The sequence below is a fragment of the Symbiobacterium ostreiconchae genome, assembly GCF_055396975.1.
Map to the genome: position 1 here is coordinate 1,071,848 of NZ_AP042454.1, position 20,812 is coordinate 1,092,659.

Below are 20,812 nucleotides of genomic sequence, written 5' to 3' on the forward strand. Positions count from 1 at the left end.
ACAGCGACCTGTTCGGGAGCGTTCTATGAAGAAAAGAGCGGTTGCAGTTGCCATTCTGGCTGTCCTGCTCAGCCTGTGGGCCTGGTCACCCGGCGCCTACGCCTACCTGTCGGATCTCTGGGGCCACTGGGCGGCGGGCATCATCACCGCGCTCGAGGCCCGGGGGATCGTCGCAGGCGGCGGGGACGGCCGCTTCCGGCCCGACGAGCCCCTGACCCGGGCCCAGCTGGCGAAGATGCTGGTCGCCGGGATGGGGTATGACGTGGAGGCGTCCCTGCTCAGGAGCGTCCAGTCGCGCTACACCGACATTCCGTTCTGGCACTGGTCCCGCGGCTACCTGGAGGCCGCGGCGGAGCTGGGCCTGCTGCAGGGGTACCCGGACGGCCGCTTTGCCCCGGACGCGCCGATCACCCGGGCGGAGCTGGCCATGACCGCCGTGCGGGCCGCCGCACTGGCCGAGGAGGCTGCGGCGAGCCGGGGCGAGCTTCCGCCCTACGTGGACGGCGAGGCTGTACCCGCGTGGGCCCGCGGCGCGGTGACCGTGGCGACGGCCGAAGGGCTGATGCTGGGGATGCCCGACGGCCGGTTCCATCCGGAGCGGGAGGTGACGCGCGCCGAGGGCGCCGCCGTCGTCTACCGGCTGCTCGCCCGGAGCGGCGAACTGTTCCATATTGCAGGCACGCTGATCGAATTTGATCCAAACACCCGCAGCGGTGTCGTCCGCGACAGCGCCGGGGTGGAGCACGCGTTCCAGATGGGAATGACCGCGCTGTTCATGCGCGGGGAGGAGATCACCCTGTTCACGGAGATCCGCCCGCCGGACGAGGTGGTGATCATCCTGGACGATGCCGGCGCCGGCGTCCTCATGCAGGCCAGCTACGTCGACCTGCTGGCGGAGGAGGCGGCCGTCGTGGGGAGCGACCTGCTCCTTCGCTTTGCCTCCGGCGAAGAGCGCCGCGTGGCGGTCAACCCGGGCGCCCTTCTGCTGGTGAACGGGCGGCCGGCGCAGTTTGCGGACCTGGACGGGGCAGGGCCGCTCTACGCCGCGCTGGACAGCCGGACGGGCGGCATCCGCCTGGTTCACGCTCTGAAGGACACGGCCACCGGCTGGGTGCTGGGGCCCGCCGCGGACGGCGGCCTGCGCCTGGCGGTGGACTTCAGGGAGCAGCAGGTGGTGGTGTCCCCGGACGTGGTCGTGCTCGTGGGCGCCGAGCGCGGGGACATGAGCCGGGTGCTGCCGGGCGACCCGGTGCGCTTCGCCCTGGACGACGCCGGGCGGCTCGCCTACGTCGAGGTGCTGAGGTGATGGCCATGCGGCGGCATGTGGGCTGGATTGCGGGCCTGGCGGCGTTCGCCTTTCTGGCGGGGACGCTGGGCGAATGTGCACGCCTCGGTCCGGCGGGCGCCGCAGCCTTCGCCCGGGAGGCGTCACACGCGGGCGGCCAGGCGTGGGTCCCGGAGGCAGCCGTCACCGCTGCCACCGTCCTGACCGAGCTCGCCCCCCAGGCGGCCAACCTGACGGCCGACCAGGTGGCGGCCCTGCTGGAGACCAACTTCGGGCCCATCGGGCTGGCGGAGCTGCGGGCGTCGACGGGCGCCACCGGCGCCGGCGTGAAGATCGCCATCATCGACTCGGGCATCGACCCCGGCCACCCCGACCTGCAGCGCACGCCGTCCGGCGGCCGGAAGATCGTCGACTGGAAAGACTTCACCACCGAGGGCCAGGTGAACCTGACCCAGGCCGTCTCGCCGGGCGAGACCTACACCGCTCCCGATGGCCGCACCTACGCACTGCCCGACCTGCCGGCCGGCGCGGCGGTGCGCTTCGGTTACTGGGAGGAGTCGCGGGTGAGCGGCCGCATCAACCGCGACCTGAACCGCAACGGCTCGCCGGTGGATAAGTTCGGTGTACTGGCGGTGGCGCTGGGCGGATCGGGCTTCGACCGGGTCTGGGTGGACACTGACGACGACCGCTCCTTCCGGGATGAGGCGCCGCTCCGGGTCTACCGGGTGTCCGGCGACGCCCAGCGGCTCGGTCCCTTCCGCACGGGCCAGGCGGCCGAGGCGCAGCTCAGCTTCGTGCTGGCCGATATCGACCCGGACGGGAACTGGGTCTCGTTCGGCTTCGACAGCCTGGGCCACGGCACCCAGGTGGCCGGGGTGGCGGCCGCCTCCGGGCCCGGCATGACCGGCATCGCGCCGGGCGCCGAGCTGATGGCCCTGAAGGTGATCAACTCCCGCGACGAGGGCAGCTGGTTCGCCATCCGCCAGGCGATTCAGTACGCCGCGGAGCAGGGCGCGCAGGTGATTAACGTGAGCCTGGGCGGGCTGCCGCTGGCGGCCACCCACGACGCGGGCGCCTCGGCGTTCCTGGACCAGATTGCTTCGGCCTACGGCGTGCTGATCAACCTGGCCGCGGGCAACACCGGCCCGGGTCTCTCCAGCGGCGCCACGCTGGGCAGCCCGTCCGCGGTGCTCTCCGCCGGCGCCTACTACTCGCCCGAGATGTGGCGGCGCGATTACGGCGTGGTCGTGCCCAGCGAGGGCGTCTGGTGGCGCTCGGGCATGGGACCCCGGGCGGACGGTGCCTTCCTGCCGAGTCTGGTCGCGCCCGGCGGCAGCCCCACGACATCGCCCCGCTGGCTGCACCGGTCGGGCTACACCACGGCGGTGGGCACGTCGGTCGCCACGGCCCACGTGAGTGGCGCGGCGGCGCTCCTGGATGAGCTGGCGCGGCGCGAGGGACTGCCCAGCGATCCTCACAGCCTGCGCCGGGCGTTCCAGCAGAGCGCGCGGCGGCTGGAAGGGGTTGAGGACTTTGAGCAAGGCGTGGGGCTGCTGCAGCTGCCGGCGGCCTACCAGGCGCTGCGGCAAATCCGGGAGGTGCCGGTCCTGCGGGCGGTCGGGCCCGGTGGGGGCGGCGGCCTCTACATCCGGGCCTACCAGCCCGGCAACGAGGCCTTCCTGCTGACCAACCAGAGCGGCGCGGCCACCCGCATCGAGGTGCGCAGCACGGCGGTCTGGGTGCAGCCGGAGTTCCAGTCGATGACCCTGCCGGCCCGGGGCGAGCGGACGCTCCCGCTGCGCTTCGTACCGCCGAGCATGCCGGGGGTCTACACCGCCTTCGTGAACCTGTTTCACCCAGGCCAGGAGGCGCCCAGCATCTCCCTGCCGGTGACCTTTGTGCAGCCGGTGCCGCTGGACCGGCAGAACCGGTTCAACGCGTCGCAGCAGTTGGAGGTGGCCCGGAACAAGCGCTACTTCGTGGAGGTGGCCCCGGGAACCCCGGCGCTGCGGGTGACCGCGCGGGTACAGGCCGGGCTGGACGGGCTGGCGGACGGCACGATTCAGGTGCAGATCTTCCGCCCCGACGGCGAGCTGCTCTTCCGCTCGGACCCGGTGGGCCACAACGGCCGGGGTCTGACCGTCAACTTTGCCACCTCCCAGCCGCTGCCCGGCGTGTGGGAGGTGGTGGTGACCGCGCTGCCCGACAGCGAGGGGCGCTATCTCTCGGCCACTTACGCCCTGGCCGTGGAGGCTCCCCGGATGGCGCCCGAGCTGCCGCTGCGCTTGACCGTGGAGCCCGAGGAGGTCGTGACGGTGAACGTGCCGGTCACCCACCAGGGGGCCCCGACGGAGGTGCAGGTGAGCGCCCTGGGCCTTTCGCGGGTGGATCCCAGCTCGAACTGGCGGACGCTGAGCAAGCTCGACCAGATCGACGAGTTCACGCTTCCCGGGATAACAGGGCTTCTGATCCTGGAAATCGAAGACGTATACCCGAGCACCAGCGACCTGGACATCGTCCTCTACCGCTATGAGGTTTCCACCGGCTGGCGGCGCTACTGGACCGCCCAGAACCCCACTTCCGGCCGCGAGAGCCTGGTCTACGCCAACCTGCCCCCCGGGCGCTACCGGGTGTACGTGCAGCACAACGGGCCGCCCCCGGCCGACCTCCGGTACCAGTACCGGCGGCGGGTTGCCCTCCAGGCGTACAACCTGAGCGTCGACGAGCCCGCCCGCCGGCGGGTCACCGGGCAGACATGGGAGGTGCCCATGAAGATCTACGCCCCCACCTCACCGGGCCGCTACCTGGGCTACGTGATCCTCTCCGACGCCAACACCGGCGAGACGCTGGTCTGGTACCCGGTCGAGGTCTCGGTGGGCGAGCCGGCCCTGCAGATCCGGCCGATGGTCTCGCAGCTGACCGTGAACCGGCCCGGCACGGTGGTGCTGGAAGTGCGCGACGGCGGGACCGGGCAGCTCGTGGATGCGACGCTCACCGTGGACGGACGGCGCTACACCACCCGGGCGGGCCGGGTGAAAGTGCCCGTCGTTCCCACCGCCCCGGTGCTGAACCTGGACGTGTCGGCCGACGTGGCCGGCTACCAGCCCTTCCGGGCAGTGATCCCGGTCGCGGCGTCTACCGGCGCGGCGAGCGCCGCGGGCCTCTTCGGCCTGGCGGAGGAGGACCCCGCGCAGGCGGAGGAGAAGGAGCAGTGGCGCAGACGGCTCGAGGCCCTGCTGCGTTGAGGCGGCGGGTGCGCTGGGCCGCTGCGCTGGGCCGAGCCACTGCGCCGGGCCTATCCGGCTGGGCAGAGTCCGCTGGGCTGGACCGAGGCCGCTGCGCACGGCCGAGCCCGCTGCGCGCCGGCTGCGCCGGGGAATCTTCTGCGGAGGAGGGGTAACTCAGGTATGGAAGCGACCCTGCGTGTGCGGATGTCGGCGAAGGACGCCCACTACGCCGGCAACCTGGTGGACGGCGCCCGGGTGCTGGCCCTGTTCGGCGACGTGGCGACAGAGCTGCTGATCCGGCACGACGGCGACGAGGGGCTCTTTGTGGCCTACGACTCGGTGACCTTCAAGGCCCCGGTCTACGCCGGCGACTTCCTGGAGGTGCGGGGGCGCATCACCCGGGTGGGGAACACCTCCCGGGCGATGGCGTTTGAGGCCTACAAGGTGATCGCCGCCGACCCCACCCCCGAGCAGCCCTCCCGGGCCCGGGTGCTGGAGGAGCCGGTCCTCGTCGTGCAGGCCACGGGCACTTGCGTGGTGCCGAAGCAGTTCCAGCGGGGTTCGGGCGACGGCGGAAGGGGGTAGCGCCGTGGAGAAGCTGATCATCACCGTGGCGCTCAACGGCGCCGAGGTCACCCGGGAGCAGAACCCGCACATCCCCTACACCCCGGAGGAGCTGGCGGAAGACGCGGCCCGCTGCCGGGACGCCGGGGCCGCCATGGTGCACGTGCACGGCCGGCTGCCCGACGGCACCCCCACGCAGGACGCCGGGGTCTACAAGGAGATCATCGAGGCCATACGCGCCCGCACCGACCTGATCGTGCAGGTCTCCACCGGCGGCGCCGTGGGCATGACCGCCGAGGAGCGGGTGGCGCCCGTCACCCTGCGGCCCGAGATGGCCACCCTGACCACCGGCACCGTGAACTTCGGCAGCGACGTGTTCTTCAACCCGCCGGACCTCATTGAGACCTTCGCCCAGACCATGCGCCAGTACGGCGTAGTGCCCGAGATCGAGGCCTTCGACGTGGGCCACATCGACAACGCCCTGGCCCTGGTGAAGCGGGGGATCCTCTCGCTGCCGCTTCACTTCGACTTCGTGATGGGCGTGCCCGGCGGCATCGCCCCCAGCATCCGGAACCTGGTGCACATGGCCGAATCGCTGCCTCCGGGCTGCACGTGGTCAGTGGCGGGCATCGGACGCGCGGAGCTGCCCCTGGCGACCGCCGCCATCCTGATGGGCGGCCATGTGCGGGTGGGGCTGGAGGACAACATCTACTACACCCGCGGCGTGAAGGCGACCAACGCCATGCTGGTGGAGCGCATCGTACGGCTGGCCAACGAATTGGGGCGAGAGGTGGCGACACCCGACGAAGCGAGAAGGATATTGGGCATAAACCACGAAGGTCATAAGAGCTAACCTTAGCCGCGTAGAGGTTCAGTCCGGGAACCGACAGGGGGTGGAGGCCGTGCTGATCGCGACCAGCGTGACCGTCGCGCTGCGGTGCCCGCAGTGCGGGCGGCTGGAGCTGAGCGAGCTGTCGCGGTTCGGCCTCGGCCGCACCGGTTCGCAGCGCGTCGTGTGCGAGTGCGGCCATCACCTGCTCACCGTGGGGGTGCGGCCCCGCCAGGTCTGGATGCAGGTGCCCTGCTACCTCTGCGACGGCATCCACTTCCGCTACTACTCGCCGGAGCGGTTCTGGGCCGGCGGCCTCAAGCAGATCAGCTGCGCGGAGACCGACCTGCAGCTCGGTGTGCTGGGCGATGAGCAGGCGGTGGTGGAGTACGTGCGCCCGGGGCTCAGCGACCTGGAACGGTTCATGGAGGACGAGGCCTTCGACGGCTTCTTCGACGACCCGGCGATCATGTACCAGGTCATGAACCAGGTGCAGGAGCTGAGCGCGCATGACCTGCTGCGCTGCCGGTGCGGCAGCCGGGACATCGGCGTGGACCTGTTCCCCGACCGGCTGGAGCTGTACTGCGTCACCTGCGGGCGGCAGCGGTCGGTGCCGGCCTCTTCGGAGCAGGACCTGGACGCGCTGATGCGGCTCGCCTACCTGGAGATCGGCGGCGAGGCATCGCCCAGGCGCCGGGGAAACAAGAAGTGATCGACGGAGGAGGGGAGCGGGCCGGGGGGAACCCCGGCCCTTTTCGCGCTGCGGCGGCTGTGGTAATCTGGGCTCGTAGCGATGGGATCCAGAGAGGAGCGTGTCAGGTGAAGCTGTTCATCGATACCGCCAACGTCGACGACATCCGCGAGGTGGCCTCGTGGGGTGTGCTGAGCGGTGTCACCACCAACCCCTCCCTCGTGGCGAAGGAGGGGCGGGACTTCATGCAGGTCCTGCGGGAGATTCTGGAGATCGTGGACGGCCCCGTCAGCGCGGAGGTGCTGAGCCTGCAGGCCGACGACATGGTGGCCGAGGCGAAGCAGTATTACGAGCTCCACAAGAACATCGTGATCAAGCTGCCGATGACGGCCGAGGGGCTCAAGGCCTGCTCCCGGTTGAGCGAGAAGGGCGTGCGGTGCAACATGACGCTCGTCTTCAGCCCGAACCAGGCCCTGCTGTGCGCCCGGGCCGGCGCGGCGTTCGTCTCGCCGTTCGTGGGTCGGCTGGACGACATCTCGACCGACGGCATCCAGCTCATCCGTGACACGGCCGAGATCTTCGACCTGCACGCGATGGATACGGAGATCATCGCCGCCTCGATTCGCACCCCCGGCCAGGTGGTGGAGGCGGCGAAGGCGGGGGCCCACATCGCCACGATTCCCCCGAAGGTCTTCCACCAGATGCTGAAGCACCCGCTCACCGACATCGGGATCGAACGGTTCCTGAAGGACTGGGAGGCCGCGAAGGGTAAGGTGTAGCGGGCTTTTGGGAAATCGCTGCTGCCCGCGTGGAGGAGGTTGCGCAGGTGGAACGGGAACTGGCGTTGGAGCTCGTGCGGATTACGGAGGCGGCCGCCCTGGCCAGTGCGCGCTGGATGGGCCGCGGCGACAAGGAGCTGGCTGACAAGCTGGCGGTGGACGCGATGCGGGCCGGGTTCGACAGGGTGCCCATCGACGGCGTGGTGGTGATCGGCGAGGGTGAGATGGACGAGGCCCCGATGCTGTACATCGGCGAACACCTGGGCTCCGGCGGTATACCCGTCGACGTGGCGGTCGACCCCGTGGAGGGGACGAACCTGGTGGCCAAGGGGCTCAACGGGGCCATCGCCGCGGTGGCCGTGGCGCCCCGGGGGCACTTGCTGCACGCGCCGGACATGTACATGGAGAAGATCGCGGTGGGCCCCCAGGCCCGGGGGTGCATCGACATCACGGCGCCGGTGACCGCGAACCTGAAGTGGGTCGCCCAGGCGAAGGGCAAGGATGTGAGCGACCTGACGGTCGTGATCCTGGACCGGCCCCGGCACAGTGCCCTGATTCAGGAGTGCCGGGACGCCGGGGCGCGCATCAAGCTGATTTCGGACGGCGACGTCGCGCCGGCGATTGCGGCGGCCATCGACGAGACCGGCGTCGACATCCTGTGGGGCATCGGCGGCGCGCCGGAGGGCGTGCTGGCGGCGGCGGCGCTGAAGTGCCTGGGCGGCGACATGCAGGCCCGGCTGAAGCCGCAGAACGAGGCGGAGTACGAGCGCTGCAAGCAGATGGGCCTCAGCGACCCGGACCAGGTGCTGCTGCTGGACGACCTGGTGAAGAGCGAGGACGTGTACTTCTCCGCCACGGGGATCACCGACGGGGACCTGCTGCGGGGCGTGCGCTACGAGGGCCGGAACCGGGCCACCACCCACTCCATCGCCCTGCGCGGTACCACGGGCACCGTGCGGTTTATCGAGGCCACGCACCAGCTCGACCGCAAGCCGCCCTGGTACCGGCCGTAGTCGGAGAGGTCACCCCGCGGCTGACATGATTCCCCGGCGCCCTGCATAGACCTGTCCCGTAGGGGATGGGGGTGAACCGGGGGTGCAGCCGCAGGAACGCCACGGGCAGCGTATTCGCCGGGAGGAGCCGGCCCGCTGGGGGCCGCGTCGCGGAGGTTGGAATCGTGCTGATTCGGCCTTCGGGACGACGGGCCGCCGGAGTCCGGTCCGCCCGGCTTTGGCTTATGGTCCAGGTCGCTGGGTGCCGGGTTTCCTCGGGCTGCCTCCGGTGGTCGTGGGGCTGCTGGTGCTCTGCCTGATCCTGGGCGCCGGCTACCTGGGCTGGCGCCAGGCCGTCCAGCCCGCCGCACCCGCACGGGGGCTTCCGCCCGCGCGCAGCGGGCTCCTTGCCTCCGCCCCGTCCCCGGCGGCCTTGTACTTCGCCGGAGTGGACATGCCCGGCGGAGCGGCTGGCCCAGGCGCGGCGGTGGCTTCGCCGGCGGCAGCGGATGCGACGGGTGGAGCGGTGGCTTCGCCGGCGGCAGCGGATGCGACGGGTGGAGCGGTGGCTTCGCCGGCGGCAGCGGATGCGACGGGTGGAGCGGTGGCTCCGCCGGCGGCAGCGGCTGTGCCCGGGAGGGCGGCCGCTTCGCCGGCGACCCCGCCTGTGGCGGCGGACAAGCCTGGCGGGCAGGATGCGGCCGAAAGGGTTGCCCGCTTGCGCCGGGCGGCGGAGGCGATTGTGGCTGCCCGCGGCGGTTCCCGGCGGACCGATGCCTTCGCATGGCCGGTCCTGGCGCCGGTCAGCTCGCCCTTCGGGCCGCGGTGGGGCCGCCACCACAATGGCATTGACCTGGCCGCAGAGCACGGCGACGTGATCCGGGCCAGCCGGGCAGGGGACGTCTGGCTTGCGGGAGAGGTGGAGGGCTACGGACTGACGGTGGTGATCGGTCACGACGACGGCACCCGTACCCTCTACGCCCACGCCTCGGCGCTGCTGGTTACGGCTGGCCAACGGGTGGAGCAGGGACAGCCGATTGCCCGGGTAGGCAGCACCGGGAGATCCACCGGGCCGCATCTGCACTTCGAGATCATCGTGGACGACCAGCCGGTCAACCCGCTGGACTACCTGCCTCCCCAGCCATGATATCCACTGAAATTTCCCCAGCCGAAAGGAAGTTATCCACAATACCCACAGACGGTTGTTGACAAATTTTCGTACAAAATTACACCCAAGGAAGTAGGCGCAAGGACGTAGGCAACTTGATTGAATCGGCGGACCCAGAAGGTCGGCGCGCCATCTGAGGGACGAATCATGTCGAAGGGGGACCTCCTGCACGCTGCTCAGGAAGTCCCCCTTTTTTCTCGCTATCGGCGACGCCGAACCTGAGGAGCTGCCTATTCTTCAGGCAGCAGCCGCAGCGTCCGGCCAGAGCGGTAGTTGCTGAAATCCCGGGTGATCAGCTCGCCCCGGCTGTGCAGGTCGGACTGATCGTCGTAGTGGGGGCTCAGGAAATGGCCCGACTGGCCCGGGGTCACGATGGACCGGCTGTTCCCGGTGGGATCGGCGAGGTCGACCACCTGTCGCCACGGCGCGAAGGTGCGCACCAGCCCGTCGCTGCCGTAGGACATGGCCCCCACGGTGACGCCGCTGCCGCCGATGGGGTAGATCTTCGGGTTGAGCAGCCAGCCCAGCGGCGCGGCTGCGGCGCCCACCGGATGGGGCGGCTGGAGCCGGTGGAACTGGCCCCAGGACCAGCGGGCGGGATCGGACCCCTGCATGGCGACCGCCTTGTCGACCGCGGCCTGCAGCGAGTCCGCCGCCAGCCGTTCCAGCCCGCCGGCGGCCTCAATCCAGCCGTTGGGCCGGCCCGCGGCCGCCTCCAGCAAGGCCATGTCGGTCACGTTCCCCTTGTCCGCCATGCGCTTGTAGAGCTCTTCTCCCATCAGCGGCTCGTAGAGCATCCGCGTCAGCTCGTTCCACCACAGGTGGAAGATCAGCGGCTGGGGCTGGTCGGCGCTGTCCACCAGGTCCCAGGACTTCAGCAGGTCGACCGCTGCCGCGGCTGTTCCGGTGACCCCGGCCCGCTCCACCGCGGGCAGCAGCACGGGCAGGAGGGTACGTGCGTGCAGGTTCATGTAGTCGACCTGCATCGCCTGCATGTCGTCCGCGGTGAGGTCGCCCAGTTTCGCCTCGATCATCTCGACGATGCGCATGGCCCGGTAGGGCTGCGCCCACGAGTAGGTCAGGAAGTAGGGATAGGCGTCGTCGATGACCTTGTTGTTGGCGGTGACGATGTAGCCCTCGGGCGGATTGACGGCCTCGGGCATCTGGTCAAAGGGGATGAAGCCGATCCACTCGTACTCGTCGGTCCATCCCGGCACCGGCAGCAGTCCGTCGCCCTGCCGGCGGATGGGCACCAGGCCGCCGGTCCGGTAGGCGATGGTGCCGTCCACATCGGCGAAGACGAAGTTCTGGGTCGGCACCTGGAAGGAGCGCAGGGCCTCGCGGAACTCTTCCCAGTTCTGCGCCTTCGGGAAGAGCAGCACGGCCTCCAGTTCCGGCGTGGCCATGTGGGCGGTCCACTTGAGGGCCAGGGCCTCTTCCGGGCGGTTGTCGGGGTCGCCGACGACGTCCGAGATGATCGGGCCGTGCCGGGTGACCACCACCTCGAAGGGCACGGGGTCCTGCCCCTTCACGGAGATGAACTCCCGGTGGACCTGTGCGTCCTCCCACCGCCCCATGTACTCGAACTGGTACGGGTTGTCGGGGTTGCGCCGCTCGATGTACAGATCCTGCACGTCAGGGTTGGTGTTGGTGACCCCCCAGGCGATGCGGTCGTTCTGGCCGATGACGATGCCCGGCGCACCGGGGAACATGACGCCGTAGGCGTTGATCAGCCCCGGGACCACCAGGTGCTGCTCGTACCAGATCGACGGGGTGCGGGCGCCCAGGTGCGGGTCGTTGGCCAAGAGGGGTTGGCCGCTGCGGGTCCCCGAGCCGGCGATGACCCAGTTGTTGGAACCACGGCCCTCATCGGGCTCCCGGAGGAGGGCCAGAAGCTCGCTGAGGTCCAGCGTCGAGCCGGGGAGGGTTTCGGTGGCGGCGTGGTCCGGCGACGGGTTCGCCAGGTCCGGCGACGGGTTCGTCAGGCCCGGCGCCGTTGCAGAGGCCAGCGCGGGCGCCGAGGGGTTTGGCACCTGGGCGGGCGGGGTTGCCTGGGCGGACTGGTTCGCCTGGTAGCGGATCATGGTGATGCCGCCGTCGGGGTAGACGGGCATCAGCTGATCGGCCAGTTCCGGGCCCACCTGGTTGCGCAGCTGGAGACGGTACACCTCAGCCTCGAAGTTGCCGCCCAGGTCGTAAGCCATGATCTTGCCGATGAGGGCAGAATCGACGGGTGACCAGGGTTCCGGGACGTAGCCCAGGAGCGTGAACTCGATCGGCAGACGCTTCTGGGCTGTTGCCTCGGCGATAAACGCGTTTACCCCGGCGGCGTAAGCTTCCAGCAGTTCCCTCGCCCACGGCTGGTATGCCGCAACCGAGGCCTCGGCGGCGCGCCGCAGGTTAAGCGCCCGGAAGAACTTGTCCGTCTCCAGCTGACTCGGGCCGATGACCTCCGACAGCCGGCCGGCGGCCGCGCGCCTCGTCAGATCCATCTGGAACAGGCGGTCCTGGGCCACGACGTAGCCCTGGGCCATGTAAAGGTCATGCTCGTTCTGGGCTTCGATGTGCGGGACACCCCACTTGTCCCGGTATACCGTGACCGGTGCTCTGAGACCCGGCAGGACCAGCTCTCCGCTCACCTGAGGCAGACTGCGCCGGGCGAAGGCGTATCCGCCTCCGGCCGCCAGCAGCAGCAGAGCCACCAGCACCAGGGCGGTGTAGCCGATCCAGCGGGTTACCCTCCTCGTGCGCCGCTGCACTACAACAGACATGGATCATCCCCCACGTTGCGATAGTGGGGGTCTTATTCGGCGCTCTATTCCGATATACCTGTCAGATTGGGACGGAGGGTGGACAGGTGTTGGTGACGGGATGGTGGGTGTGCCTGTGCGGACTATCCGGTCTGTTCGCAGCGGCTGTTGGTCAAGGAGGCGGTGGGTGCCCCTGTGTGGACTATCCGGTCTGTTCGTAGTGGCTGTTGGTCAAGGGGGGTTCCCCTGTGTGGACTATCTGGTCTGTTCGCGGCCGCTGTTGGCAATGGGGCCGGCGTCGGTGTTGCACTGTGCGGGGGAGAAGCTTGCTCTTCCACTGCGCCTGAAAGGGCTCATCCGGTTGAAAGCGCGTGGTGCGAAGGAATTTCGTTCCACATGTGTCGGGGCGTTATCCAGACGAAAGCCACCTGTGCCGAAAGGCGTCATCCAGAACAAGAGCCACCGACGCGAGAAGGCGTCATCCAAAATCAGAGCCACCTGCCCCCAAGGGCGTCATGCACAGGGGTGTCACGCCGGGTCCACAGCGACGCAGCTCCGCCAGGGGACGCACTGTGTACGTTGGTAAGCGAGCACCGGCCGTTCGGTCACGAGTTTCGGGGAGGTCAGCCTGTGGGACAGCGCAGCAGCGCGCGGCCGTCCACCGGCGCGATGTTGTCGCCGTCCGGGTACTGCACGATTCGCACGATGTCGCGGAACCAGGCAAGGTAGTGGGCCAGATACCGCGTGGCGACGCCCCGGAACCGGCGCAGCCACCAGGTGGGCAGGTAGGGAGCCCGGTTCGGTCCTGCGGCTGCTTCTTCTTCGACTCCCGTATGCCCCTGCGAGGGCGCCGCGGTCCCGGGTCGCCGGCTGATGGCGGCGACCCCGTTGTGGTATTCGTACCCCAAGGACTCGCAGGCTTTTTCGTACTCGCTGCCGCCGAAGGCGAACACGCGGGAACCCGGCCGGACCAGCTCCGACAGGCCCGTCCCCACCATTTCCGGAGTGCGGCGGCCCTGCCCCAGAATGCAGAGTTCATAACCGCAGTCGGTCTCGGCCACCATGACGTTCAGTGGCCGCCCGTCGATCAGGAGCCGGAACCGGTTTCGGCCCGTACGGGCCGTGGGGGGCCGGGGGCGGCCTTCCGGCTCAGGACCCCTGCGGATAGAGTTCCAGTAGCCCCAGCTGCCGGGGCCGTTGCAGATCCGGCTTCCCTTTTCGGAGTATTTTACCAGGAAGGTCTCGACCCTGACGCTGCCGCTCAGCTGGCCGCGGGGCTGGGCGTTCAGCACTGCCAGGGCGCGGTGGCGCCAGCGGAAAGCGGTGGACAGGGCGATGTTCAGGCGGGATGCGACCTGGCGCAGGGGCAGGTTGTCGGCAAGCAGTTCAATCATCTCGCGCCAGGCCCTTTGCTTGTGGATGCGATGGGCCGGGGTGCCGGTGTTGGGGCTGAAGGTTCGCCAGCAGGATTTGCAAAGATACCGCTGCACCCGCTGGCCGGAAGCCATGCGGAAGCTGCCGTGCCTGATCACGGCGGACTCCCCGCAAGCAGGGCAGCGCCGTTGCGCCGCCGATCCTGTCGCCGAATCGGTCTGATCAGGCCGGGCAGCGGTCATACGCGGATGGACGAAAGGCTCCGCAGATGCCGGAGTCGTCCGATCAGGAGCGGTTGGTTGGGCACTGGGCACAGGCGCACAATGGTGGGCTTCTGCTCTGTCGGCATCGATGGCACCCGAAGGGCAAGCGAGGGCCAGAGCAGCACCGGCGTGGGGCAGGCCACGGGACTCGCGCAGCACGGCGGCAGCACCTCACGGGACTGGATTCTGTTTCCAGAATAACCGAACGCTGGTTCGTTGTCCAGACCCGCGGGGTCACCCGCAGGGGTGATTTTTGTGCCGGTCGACCGCCACTGCAGTGTGGACGTCGAACAGACCGGATGTCGCGAACCCGCTGCTTCGCCGCCAACAGCAGGGGCGAACAGAGCGGATGATACCGGGCCGGTGCATACAGGCGAACAGCACAGGCGAAGAGAGCGGATGCCACCGGACCGGTGTCCACCGGCCGACAGCAGGGGTGAACAGAGCGGATGCAACGGACTGGTGCCTACCCACCAAAAGCACGGGCGAAGAGCGGATGACACCAGGCCGGTGCCCACCCACCAACAGCAGCGGCGAACAGGACGGATGACACCGGGCCGGTGCCCACCGGCCAACAGCAGGGGCGAACAGACCGGATATGGTCCGCACGAGGGGGCAGGGCCCGCCCACACCCGCCGGGCCACAGAAAGGCGGCCCAAAGCGCATGCGAAGCGCACGCGCCGTCGGGCCGCCGCTATCCCGCAGGAACCAGCCGCAGCACGTCCCCGTCGCTGGGGCGGTTCGGCAGCAGTTCGCCCCGCAGCCACGGAACGAGCTGTGAGGAGAACGCCGGATCCAGCGGGTGCCCGCCCGCTCCCGGCGCCAGGATGGAGATCGCCTCGCTGGGGCGGGACAGGTCCACCAGCCGGCTGTAGGTGGTGGCGGTGGTGACGGTGCCTGCCATCGTGAGATCCAGGCTGCTGCGGTGGACCGTCACAGGCCCGCCGCCCAGAGGATGCGGACCCAGGTCGGTGAGCCTGCCGAGGACGGGCACGGCGTCGGCGAGGCGTCCCATGGCAGGGAGCACGTCGGTCAGGCCGGGGCGGAAGCGGATGCGGTGCTCACGGCCCCACGACCAGCGCTCCGGGTGCCGGCCCTGCCTGGCTGCGAGGTAGGCCACCGACCGGCGGAACGCGGCGAGCGCGAGGCGGGGCAGGCCGAACTCTCCTCCGGGCGGGAGCCAGGGATTCTCCTCGCCGCGCAGGGCCCGCTGGATCAGCTGCTCGGCCGCGTCCTGTCCCGTGCGGGTCATGATGAACTGGTTGAACAGGGTGAGGCCCAGCCGGGGCCGGAAGATCGCTTCCACGAGGTCGAAGTACCACCGCTCCCACAGGCAGGCGCCTGCGGATCCGGCCGGTTCGTCCTGGCTCCAGTCGGACAGGATCAGGAGCGCCCGCTTCTCCAGCTCCGTCAGGCTGTCGGGACGGGCGCCCTGCCGCAGTCCCTCCTGCAGGGTCTGCAGCAGGGGCTGGAGCAGGTTCCGGGCCTGCAGGTTCACGGTGTCGGCGGGCAGCCGGGCCAGCCGCTCCAGGCTCCAGTCGCTGCGGGACGTGACCACTTCGCGGATCCGCTGCCGCCCATAGGCGTGCCGGCCGCCCAGCACCACGCCCTCTTCCGGGTTCAGCTCCTCCTGGAGCTCCGGGCCGGTCTCCAGCCGGGCGATTGTGCCATCCGGCCCAGCGAAGATCACCGTGAGGCCCGGAGCGGTCCAGCCTGCCAGGGCCTTGCGGAACTCGGCGTAGGACCGGGCCTTCGTGATGCCCAGCAGGGCCGCCACTTCCTGGCCGGGCTGCAGGACAGGGGAGCGGAGCGCGAGGGCGCCATGCGCATCCATGGCCAGGATAGGGCCCGACCGGCCCGTCCGCACGATGTGGGGGACTGGCTCAGGCAGCCCCTGCACCCGGATGGCGGTTTCCTGGGTCTGGACCGCGTCAGGGGACTCGGGCACGAGCTCCGGGCTCCCGTTCTCTGATGGGGCCAGCCCCCACGCAAAATCCCGGGAGTGTCCCACCAGAAGGCCGGGCAGCCCGGCCAGGGCGACGCCTTCCAGCCGCGCGCCGCCCGGACCGTGAAGCGTGAGCGGGTGGAGCGGCGACGGGGCTCTGGGAGCCGTCTCCAGGCTGCATCCGGCGACGGGGAATCCGGACTCGGTGCGCCCACCGGCTGCGGCCCACGCCAGTCCCCCCGACACCGTCTGCGGCGCCCACTCAGCAATGCTGCAGAGGTCGGCGAGGTCTGGCAGGTGCTCCGGTTCCATGTGGTCTGACGGCCCGTGGATCCCCGGATCGATGGAAGGGTGCGTGTCACGGAAGAGGAACGAGGCCCAGTCGGCGCCGGCTGCCTGAACCACGCGGGCTTTCACCAGGGCATCGGCCAGGGGCGGCGCCAGTTCAAAGGCGAGCAGCTTGGCCACGGCCATGGAGTCGACGGCCCGCCAGGGGTCCGGCACCAGGCGAGCCAGGGTGAATTCCGGGGGCAGCCGCCCGGCGCTGATGAAGGCGTTGACGCCGTCGGCGTAGGCTTCCAGGCAGGCCCGCACCTCGTCGGGGCAGTCGGCCAGGGCGCGCTCGGCCAGCGCATACAGGCCGAGGGTGCGCATAAACCGATCCCGCTCCAGCAGCGCCTCGCCGCCGATCTCGGCCAGACGGCCCGAGGCGGTGCGGCGGGCGACCTCCATCTGCCACAGCCGTTCCTGCGCGGCGACGAAACCCTGGGCCCGGAACAGATCGTGCCAGTTCTCCGTGGTGATGTGGGGCGCGCCGTGTTCGTCGCGGCGGACCGCGACAGGCGCCCGCAGTCCGGCCAGGCGGACAGTTCCTCGCTGCTGCGGGCGGCTGCGCTGCAGGTAGGCCAGGGCGGCGGCGGTGGCCAGCCCCGTCAGGAGCGCCAGCGCATGCAGCAGCGCCTTGCCGGTGGCCAGCGCCGCGATCAGGAGGAGGACGAAGAGCGCGCCGGCCAGGCCAAACAAGCGGACCACAGGTTCACCTCCGCAGGTTGCAAATGATGCACAAGTGTTTGATGACGGGTGGCGAATCTCCTGCCCGAAGTCGTTGCAACCGACAATTCGCGCGTGCTATAATGCGTTGGTACGACTCCGTCTTCGTAGACCGGCGCCCTGAAAGCAGCTGCAACTGCTCCACCGGGTGCACCGGTAACGGCGCCGGGTTCGAAGCGATGGAAAGGGAGTTTTGCAGATGAAGGCTGGTATTCATCCGAAGACTCAGAAGGCGACCATTACCTGCGGCTGCGGGGCTACTTACGAGGTCCTTTCCACCAAGCAGAACATCCGCGTGGAGATCTGCGCCAACTGCCATCCGTTCTACACGGGCAGCCGCGGCACGACGCGGGTGGAGGCCGGTTCCCGCATTGACCGGTTCCGCAAGAAGTATGGCCGGTAGTGCCCGCGACAGTCTGAGCGAAGCAGAGCCGCCGCGCTCTGCTTTCTTCATCGGGCTCGGCAGGTGAAAGGAGGAGAGGGACCGGGGTGAGCGTTCAGCGGGGCGTCTTTGGGGGACAGGCCGTCATCGAAGGGGTCATGATGCGCGGTCCGAAGTGGATGGCCATCGCGGTGCGTCGGCCAGACGGCGACATCGCCGTGCACAGGGAAGAGGTGCGGTCGCTCGTGCAGCGGTACCCGGTGCTGCGCCTCCCGATCCTGCGCGGGATGGTCGCCATGGTCGAGGCCATCACGCTGGGCATCACCGCCCTGATGTTCTCGGCGAGCCAGGCCATGCCCGAGGAGGAGCAGCTGACCAAGGGCGAGATGACGGTCACGACCGCCGTGGGCTTTGTCTTCGCCGTCGCCCTGTTCGTCGTCGTCCCCACCCTGCTCACCAACTACGTGAAGGCGCTCTCGGTGACGCCGTTCCTCACCCACGTGGTGGAGGGCGGCCTCCGGCTCGGGCTCTTCATCGGCTACCTGGTGGCCATCTCGCTGATGAAAGACATCCAGCGGGTTTTCCAGTACCACGGCGCCGAGCATAAGGTGATCAATGCCTACGAGGCCGGCGATGAGCTGACGGTGGAGAACGTGCGCCGCCACTCCCGGGAACACAAGCGGTGCGGCACGAGCTTCCTGCTCTATGTCGTGGTGATCTCCATCCTTATTTTCTCCATTGTTAATGTAGATAACGTCTGGCTGCGCGTCGTCGCCCGGCTGGGCATGCTGCCGTTGGTGGCGGGTGTGGCCTATGAGTGGATCCGCATCGCGGGCCGCTACGAACACCCGCTGGTCAACGCCCTGAGCCGTCCGGGGATGTGGCTCCAGGGCCTGACCACCCGCGAGCCCGACGACAGCCAGCTGGAGGTGGCCATCGCCTCCTTTGAAACCGCCCGGGGCCACGGCCTGCCGGGTTAGCTTCGCGTCACTCGGGGCACGGGCCCGCCCGCGCCCTTTTTCCATGCCCAGAATTCGCAGGCGAGGTGAAGCCAACTTGGACGCCCGCATGAAGCAGAAGCTGGAAGGCGTCGTTCAGCGGTACGAGGACCTGACCTTCAAGCTGGGCGATCCGTCCGTCATCGCCAACCAGTCCGAGTTTCAGCAGGTCGCCCGGGAGCACAACCGGCTGGGGCCGATCGTGGAGAAGTTCCGGGCGTATGAGAAGGCTGAGCAGGAGCTCTCCGACGTGCTGGAGATGCTGGAGGGGCCGCTGGATCCGGAGGAGCGCGCCCTCTTCAACCAGGAGCTGAAGGACCTGAAGGAGAAGCTGCAGCAGCTCTCCGACGAGCTGCGCATCCTGCTTCTGCCCCGCGACCCCAACGACGACAAGAACGTGATCATGGAGATCCGCGCCGGCGCGGGCGGCGACGAGGCATCCCTCTTTGCCGCCGAACTCTTCCGGATGTACACCCGCCTGGCGGAGCGCCACAAGTGGAAGACTGAGGTGCTGTCCATCAGCGAGAACGAGGCGGGCGGCATCAAGGAGGTGCTCTTCCAGATCAACGCCGAGGGCGCCTACTCCCGCCTGAAGTACGAGGGCGGCGTGCATCGCGTCCAGCGGGTGCCGGTGACCGAGTCGCAGGGGCGCATCCACACCTCCACCGTGACCGTGGCGGTCATGCCGGAAATGGAAGAGGTGGACATCGAGATCAAGCCCGAGGACCTGAAGATCGAGGTGCAGCGGGCGGGCGGCGCCGGCGGGCAGCACGTGAACAAGACCGAGTCGGCGGTGCGCATGACGCACCTGCCCACCGGCATCGTCGTCTACTGCGCGGACGAGCGGTCCCAGATGCAGAACCGGGAGAAGGCGATGCGGGTGCTGCGGGCCCGCGTGGCGGACTACTACGCCCAGCAGGCCAAGAGCGAGGAGGAGCAGCTGCGCCGGGCCCAGGTGGGCACGGGCGAGCGGTCGGAGAAGATCCGTACCTACAACTTCCCCCAGGATCGGGTGACCGACCACCGCATCGGCCTGACGGTGCACAACATCGCCGCGGTCATGGACGGCGAGATCGACCACATCATCGATGCCCTGGCCCAGCATGAGCAGGCGGCCCTGCTGGCCCGGGAGGAGGCCTGATCCACGGTGGCCCCGGGCGGAGGTAGCAACAGCCCGCAGGGCGATCCGGCGCAGGGCGCCCCGATCACGGTCGGTGAGGCGCTCGCCCGTGCGCGGGCGCAGCTCGCATCCGCCGGCGTGGAAGGCGCCGAGCGGGAGGCGGCATGGCTGATGGCGCACGTGCTGGGGTGCACCGCGGGCGCGCTGATCGGCCGGAAGGCAGAGCCGCTGGCGCCGGAGACGGCCCGGGCGTATGCGGCCCTGACCGCGCGCCGTGCGGCGCGGGAGCCCCTGCAGTACATCCTCGGCACGGAGGAGTTCCTGGGGCTGACCTTCCGCGTGACCCCGGCAGTGCTGATCCCCCGCCTGGACACGGCGGTGCTGGTGGAGCAGGCCGTGGCCCGGCTGGCTGCTTGGGCGGCAGGCGTGGCGCCTGCTGCGGGCGGCGTGCGGGCTGCAGGCGGGGCTCGGGCTGCGGGCGGCGTGTGGGCGGCAGGCGGGGCGCCTGCTGCGGGCGACCTGCGGATCGAAGGCGGGGCTCGGGCTGCGGGCGGCGTGCGAGCGGCAGGCGGCCTGCGGGTGGCAGATATCGGCACCGGCAGCGGGGCGATCGCGGTCGCCGTCGCGCACCGGGTTCCGGCGGCGCACGTGCTGGCGGTGGATGTGAGCCGCGAGGCCCTGGCCGTCGCGGCGGAGAACGCCCGGCTGAACGGTGTGGCGGACCGGGTGCGGTTCCGCCAGGGCGATCTGGTGGCGCCGCTCCGGGAGGAGGGCGGCCGGTTCGCGGCAATTCTCTCGAATCCCCCGTACATCAGCGAGGCGGAGCTGACCGGGCTCATGCCGGAGGTGCGCGACTGGGAACCCCGGCTCGCGCTTTCGGCGGGCGCGGACGGCCTGGCGTTTTTCCGCCGTCTCGTCCGGGAAGCGCCGGCTTTCCTGCTGCCCGGCGGGTTCCTGGGGGTGGAAGTCGGCATCGGTCAGGCGCAGGCCGTGGCCGGGCTGTTCCGGGAGGCGGGGCTGGTGGATGTTGCGGTCTACCCGGATACGGCCGGCGTCGAGCGGGCGGTGTTCGGGAGCGTCACCTCATAAAGGTCGGGAAGGTCGGGTCAGCAAAGGTCGGGTCAGCGCCGCTCTGCGAGAGCCGGCGGGTTGCGAGAGCCGGCGGGTTGCGAGAGTCGGCGGGTTGCGAGAGCCGGCAGGTTGCGAGAGTCGGCGGGTTGCGAGAGTCGGCGGGTTGCAAGAGCCGGCGGGTTGCGAGAGTCGGCGGGTTGCAAGAGCCGGCGGGTTGCGAGAGTCGGCGGGTTGCAAGAGTCGGCGGGTTGCGAGAGTCGGCGGGTTGCAAGAGCCGGCGGGTTGCGAGAGTCGGCGGGTTGCGAGAGCCGGCGGGTTGCAAGA

The 20,812-nt window shown here is 69.7% G+C and carries 15 protein-coding genes and 1 pseudogene; 12 read left to right on the forward strand and 4 right to left on the reverse strand.

What is annotated here, in order from left to right:
- The first annotated feature begins 25 nt into the window (after positions 1 to 25).
- The 8 genes from ACZ5UM_RS05310 (at position 26) to ACZ5UM_RS05345 (ending at position 9,514) form a co-directional block, all read left to right on the forward strand.
- Positions 26 to 1,306 carry an S-layer homology domain-containing protein gene (locus ACZ5UM_RS05310; RefSeq protein WP_464847289.1) on the forward strand — a complete coding sequence of 427 codons (1,281 nt, stop codon included), beginning with the start codon at positions 26 to 28 and terminating at the stop codon, positions 1,304 to 1,306.
- Positions 1,306 to 4,530, forward strand: coding sequence for a S8 family serine peptidase (locus ACZ5UM_RS05315; protein ID WP_464847290.1), 3,225 nt, complete (start codon positions 1,306 to 1,308; stop codon positions 4,528 to 4,530). The genes ACZ5UM_RS05310 and ACZ5UM_RS05315 overlap by 1 nt, the downstream gene beginning before the upstream one ends.
- A 162-nt stretch (positions 4,531 to 4,692) precedes the next feature.
- Complete coding sequence (gene kal / locus ACZ5UM_RS05320) at positions 4,693 to 5,097, forward strand: 3-aminobutyryl-CoA ammonia lyase (RefSeq protein ID WP_464847291.1); 405 nt, start codon at positions 4,693 to 4,695, stop codon at positions 5,095 to 5,097.
- A 4-nt stretch (positions 5,098 to 5,101) separates the two neighbouring features.
- Complete coding sequence (kce, locus tag ACZ5UM_RS05325) at positions 5,102 to 5,929, forward strand: 3-keto-5-aminohexanoate cleavage enzyme (RefSeq protein ID WP_464847292.1); 828 nt, start codon at positions 5,102 to 5,104, stop codon at positions 5,927 to 5,929.
- A 49-nt stretch (positions 5,930 to 5,978) separates the two neighbouring features.
- Positions 5,979 to 6,617: a hypothetical protein gene (locus ACZ5UM_RS05330; RefSeq protein WP_464847293.1), complete on the forward strand. Its 639-nt coding sequence runs from the start codon at positions 5,979 to 5,981 to the stop codon at positions 6,615 to 6,617.
- A 107-nt stretch (positions 6,618 to 6,724) separates the two neighbouring features.
- On the forward strand, positions 6,725 to 7,375 hold the full coding sequence (gene fsa, locus ACZ5UM_RS05335) for a fructose-6-phosphate aldolase (protein WP_464847294.1): 651 nt from the start codon (positions 6,725 to 6,727) through the stop codon (positions 7,373 to 7,375).
- Between the two features lie 47 nt (positions 7,376 to 7,422).
- On the forward strand, positions 7,423 to 8,388 hold the full coding sequence (gene glpX, locus ACZ5UM_RS05340) for a class II fructose-bisphosphatase (protein ID WP_464847295.1): 966 nt from the start codon (positions 7,423 to 7,425) through the stop codon (positions 8,386 to 8,388).
- Positions 8,389 to 8,629: 241 nt separating this feature from the next.
- On the forward strand, positions 8,630 to 9,514 hold the full coding sequence (locus ACZ5UM_RS05345; protein ID WP_464847296.1) for a M23 family metallopeptidase: 885 nt from the start codon (positions 8,630 to 8,632) through the stop codon (positions 9,512 to 9,514).
- Between the two features lie 251 nt (positions 9,515 to 9,765).
- Here ACZ5UM_RS05345 and ACZ5UM_RS05350 read toward each other — a convergent pair whose 3' ends face one another.
- The 4 genes and pseudogenes from ACZ5UM_RS05350 to ACZ5UM_RS05365 all read right to left on the reverse strand — a co-directional run bounded on the left by ACZ5UM_RS05350 (position 9,766) and on the right by ACZ5UM_RS05365 (position 16,899).
- Positions 9,766 to 12,306 (reverse strand): penicillin acylase family protein, encoded by a 2,541-nt coding sequence (locus ACZ5UM_RS05350; protein ID WP_464847297.1) that lies wholly within the window; start codon positions 12,304 to 12,306, stop codon positions 9,766 to 9,768.
- Between the two features lie 602 nt (positions 12,307 to 12,908).
- Positions 12,909 to 13,679 carry a hypothetical protein gene (locus ACZ5UM_RS05355; RefSeq protein WP_464848417.1) on the reverse strand — a complete coding sequence of 257 codons (771 nt, stop codon included), beginning with the start codon at positions 13,677 to 13,679 and terminating at the stop codon, positions 12,909 to 12,911.
- Between the two features lie 66 nt (positions 13,680 to 13,745).
- Positions 13,746 to 13,901 (reverse strand): annotated as a pseudogene (locus tag ACZ5UM_RS05360) (hypothetical protein); the annotation flags it as partial.
- A gap of 715 nt (positions 13,902 to 14,616) precedes the next feature.
- A complete protein-coding gene (locus ACZ5UM_RS05365; protein ID WP_464847298.1) occupies positions 14,617 to 16,899 on the reverse strand; it encodes a penicillin acylase family protein in 2,283 nt (760 codons plus the stop codon).
- 217 nt (positions 16,900 to 17,116) lie between these two features.
- Between ACZ5UM_RS05365 and rpmE the strand changes: the two genes are divergently transcribed.
- The 4 genes from rpmE (at position 17,117) to ACZ5UM_RS05385 (ending at position 20,506) form a co-directional block, all read left to right on the forward strand.
- The gene (gene rpmE, locus ACZ5UM_RS05370; protein WP_464847299.1) at positions 17,117 to 17,320 is read left to right on the forward strand and encodes a 50S ribosomal protein L31; all 204 of its coding nucleotides are present in this window, start codon (positions 17,117 to 17,119) and stop codon (positions 17,318 to 17,320) included.
- 86 nt (positions 17,321 to 17,406) lie between these two features.
- Positions 17,407 to 18,279: a DUF1385 domain-containing protein gene (locus tag ACZ5UM_RS05375; RefSeq protein ID WP_464847300.1), complete on the forward strand. Its 873-nt coding sequence runs from the start codon at positions 17,407 to 17,409 to the stop codon at positions 18,277 to 18,279.
- 88 nt (positions 18,280 to 18,367) lie between these two features.
- Complete coding sequence (prfA, locus tag ACZ5UM_RS05380; protein ID WP_464848290.1) at positions 18,368 to 19,438, forward strand: peptide chain release factor 1; 1,071 nt, start codon at positions 18,368 to 18,370, stop codon at positions 19,436 to 19,438.
- 6 nt (positions 19,439 to 19,444) lie between these two features.
- A complete protein-coding gene (locus tag ACZ5UM_RS05385) occupies positions 19,445 to 20,506 on the forward strand; it encodes a N5-glutamine methyltransferase family protein (protein WP_464847301.1) in 1,062 nt (353 codons plus the stop codon).
- The last annotated feature ends 306 nt before the right edge of the window (positions 20,507 to 20,812 follow it).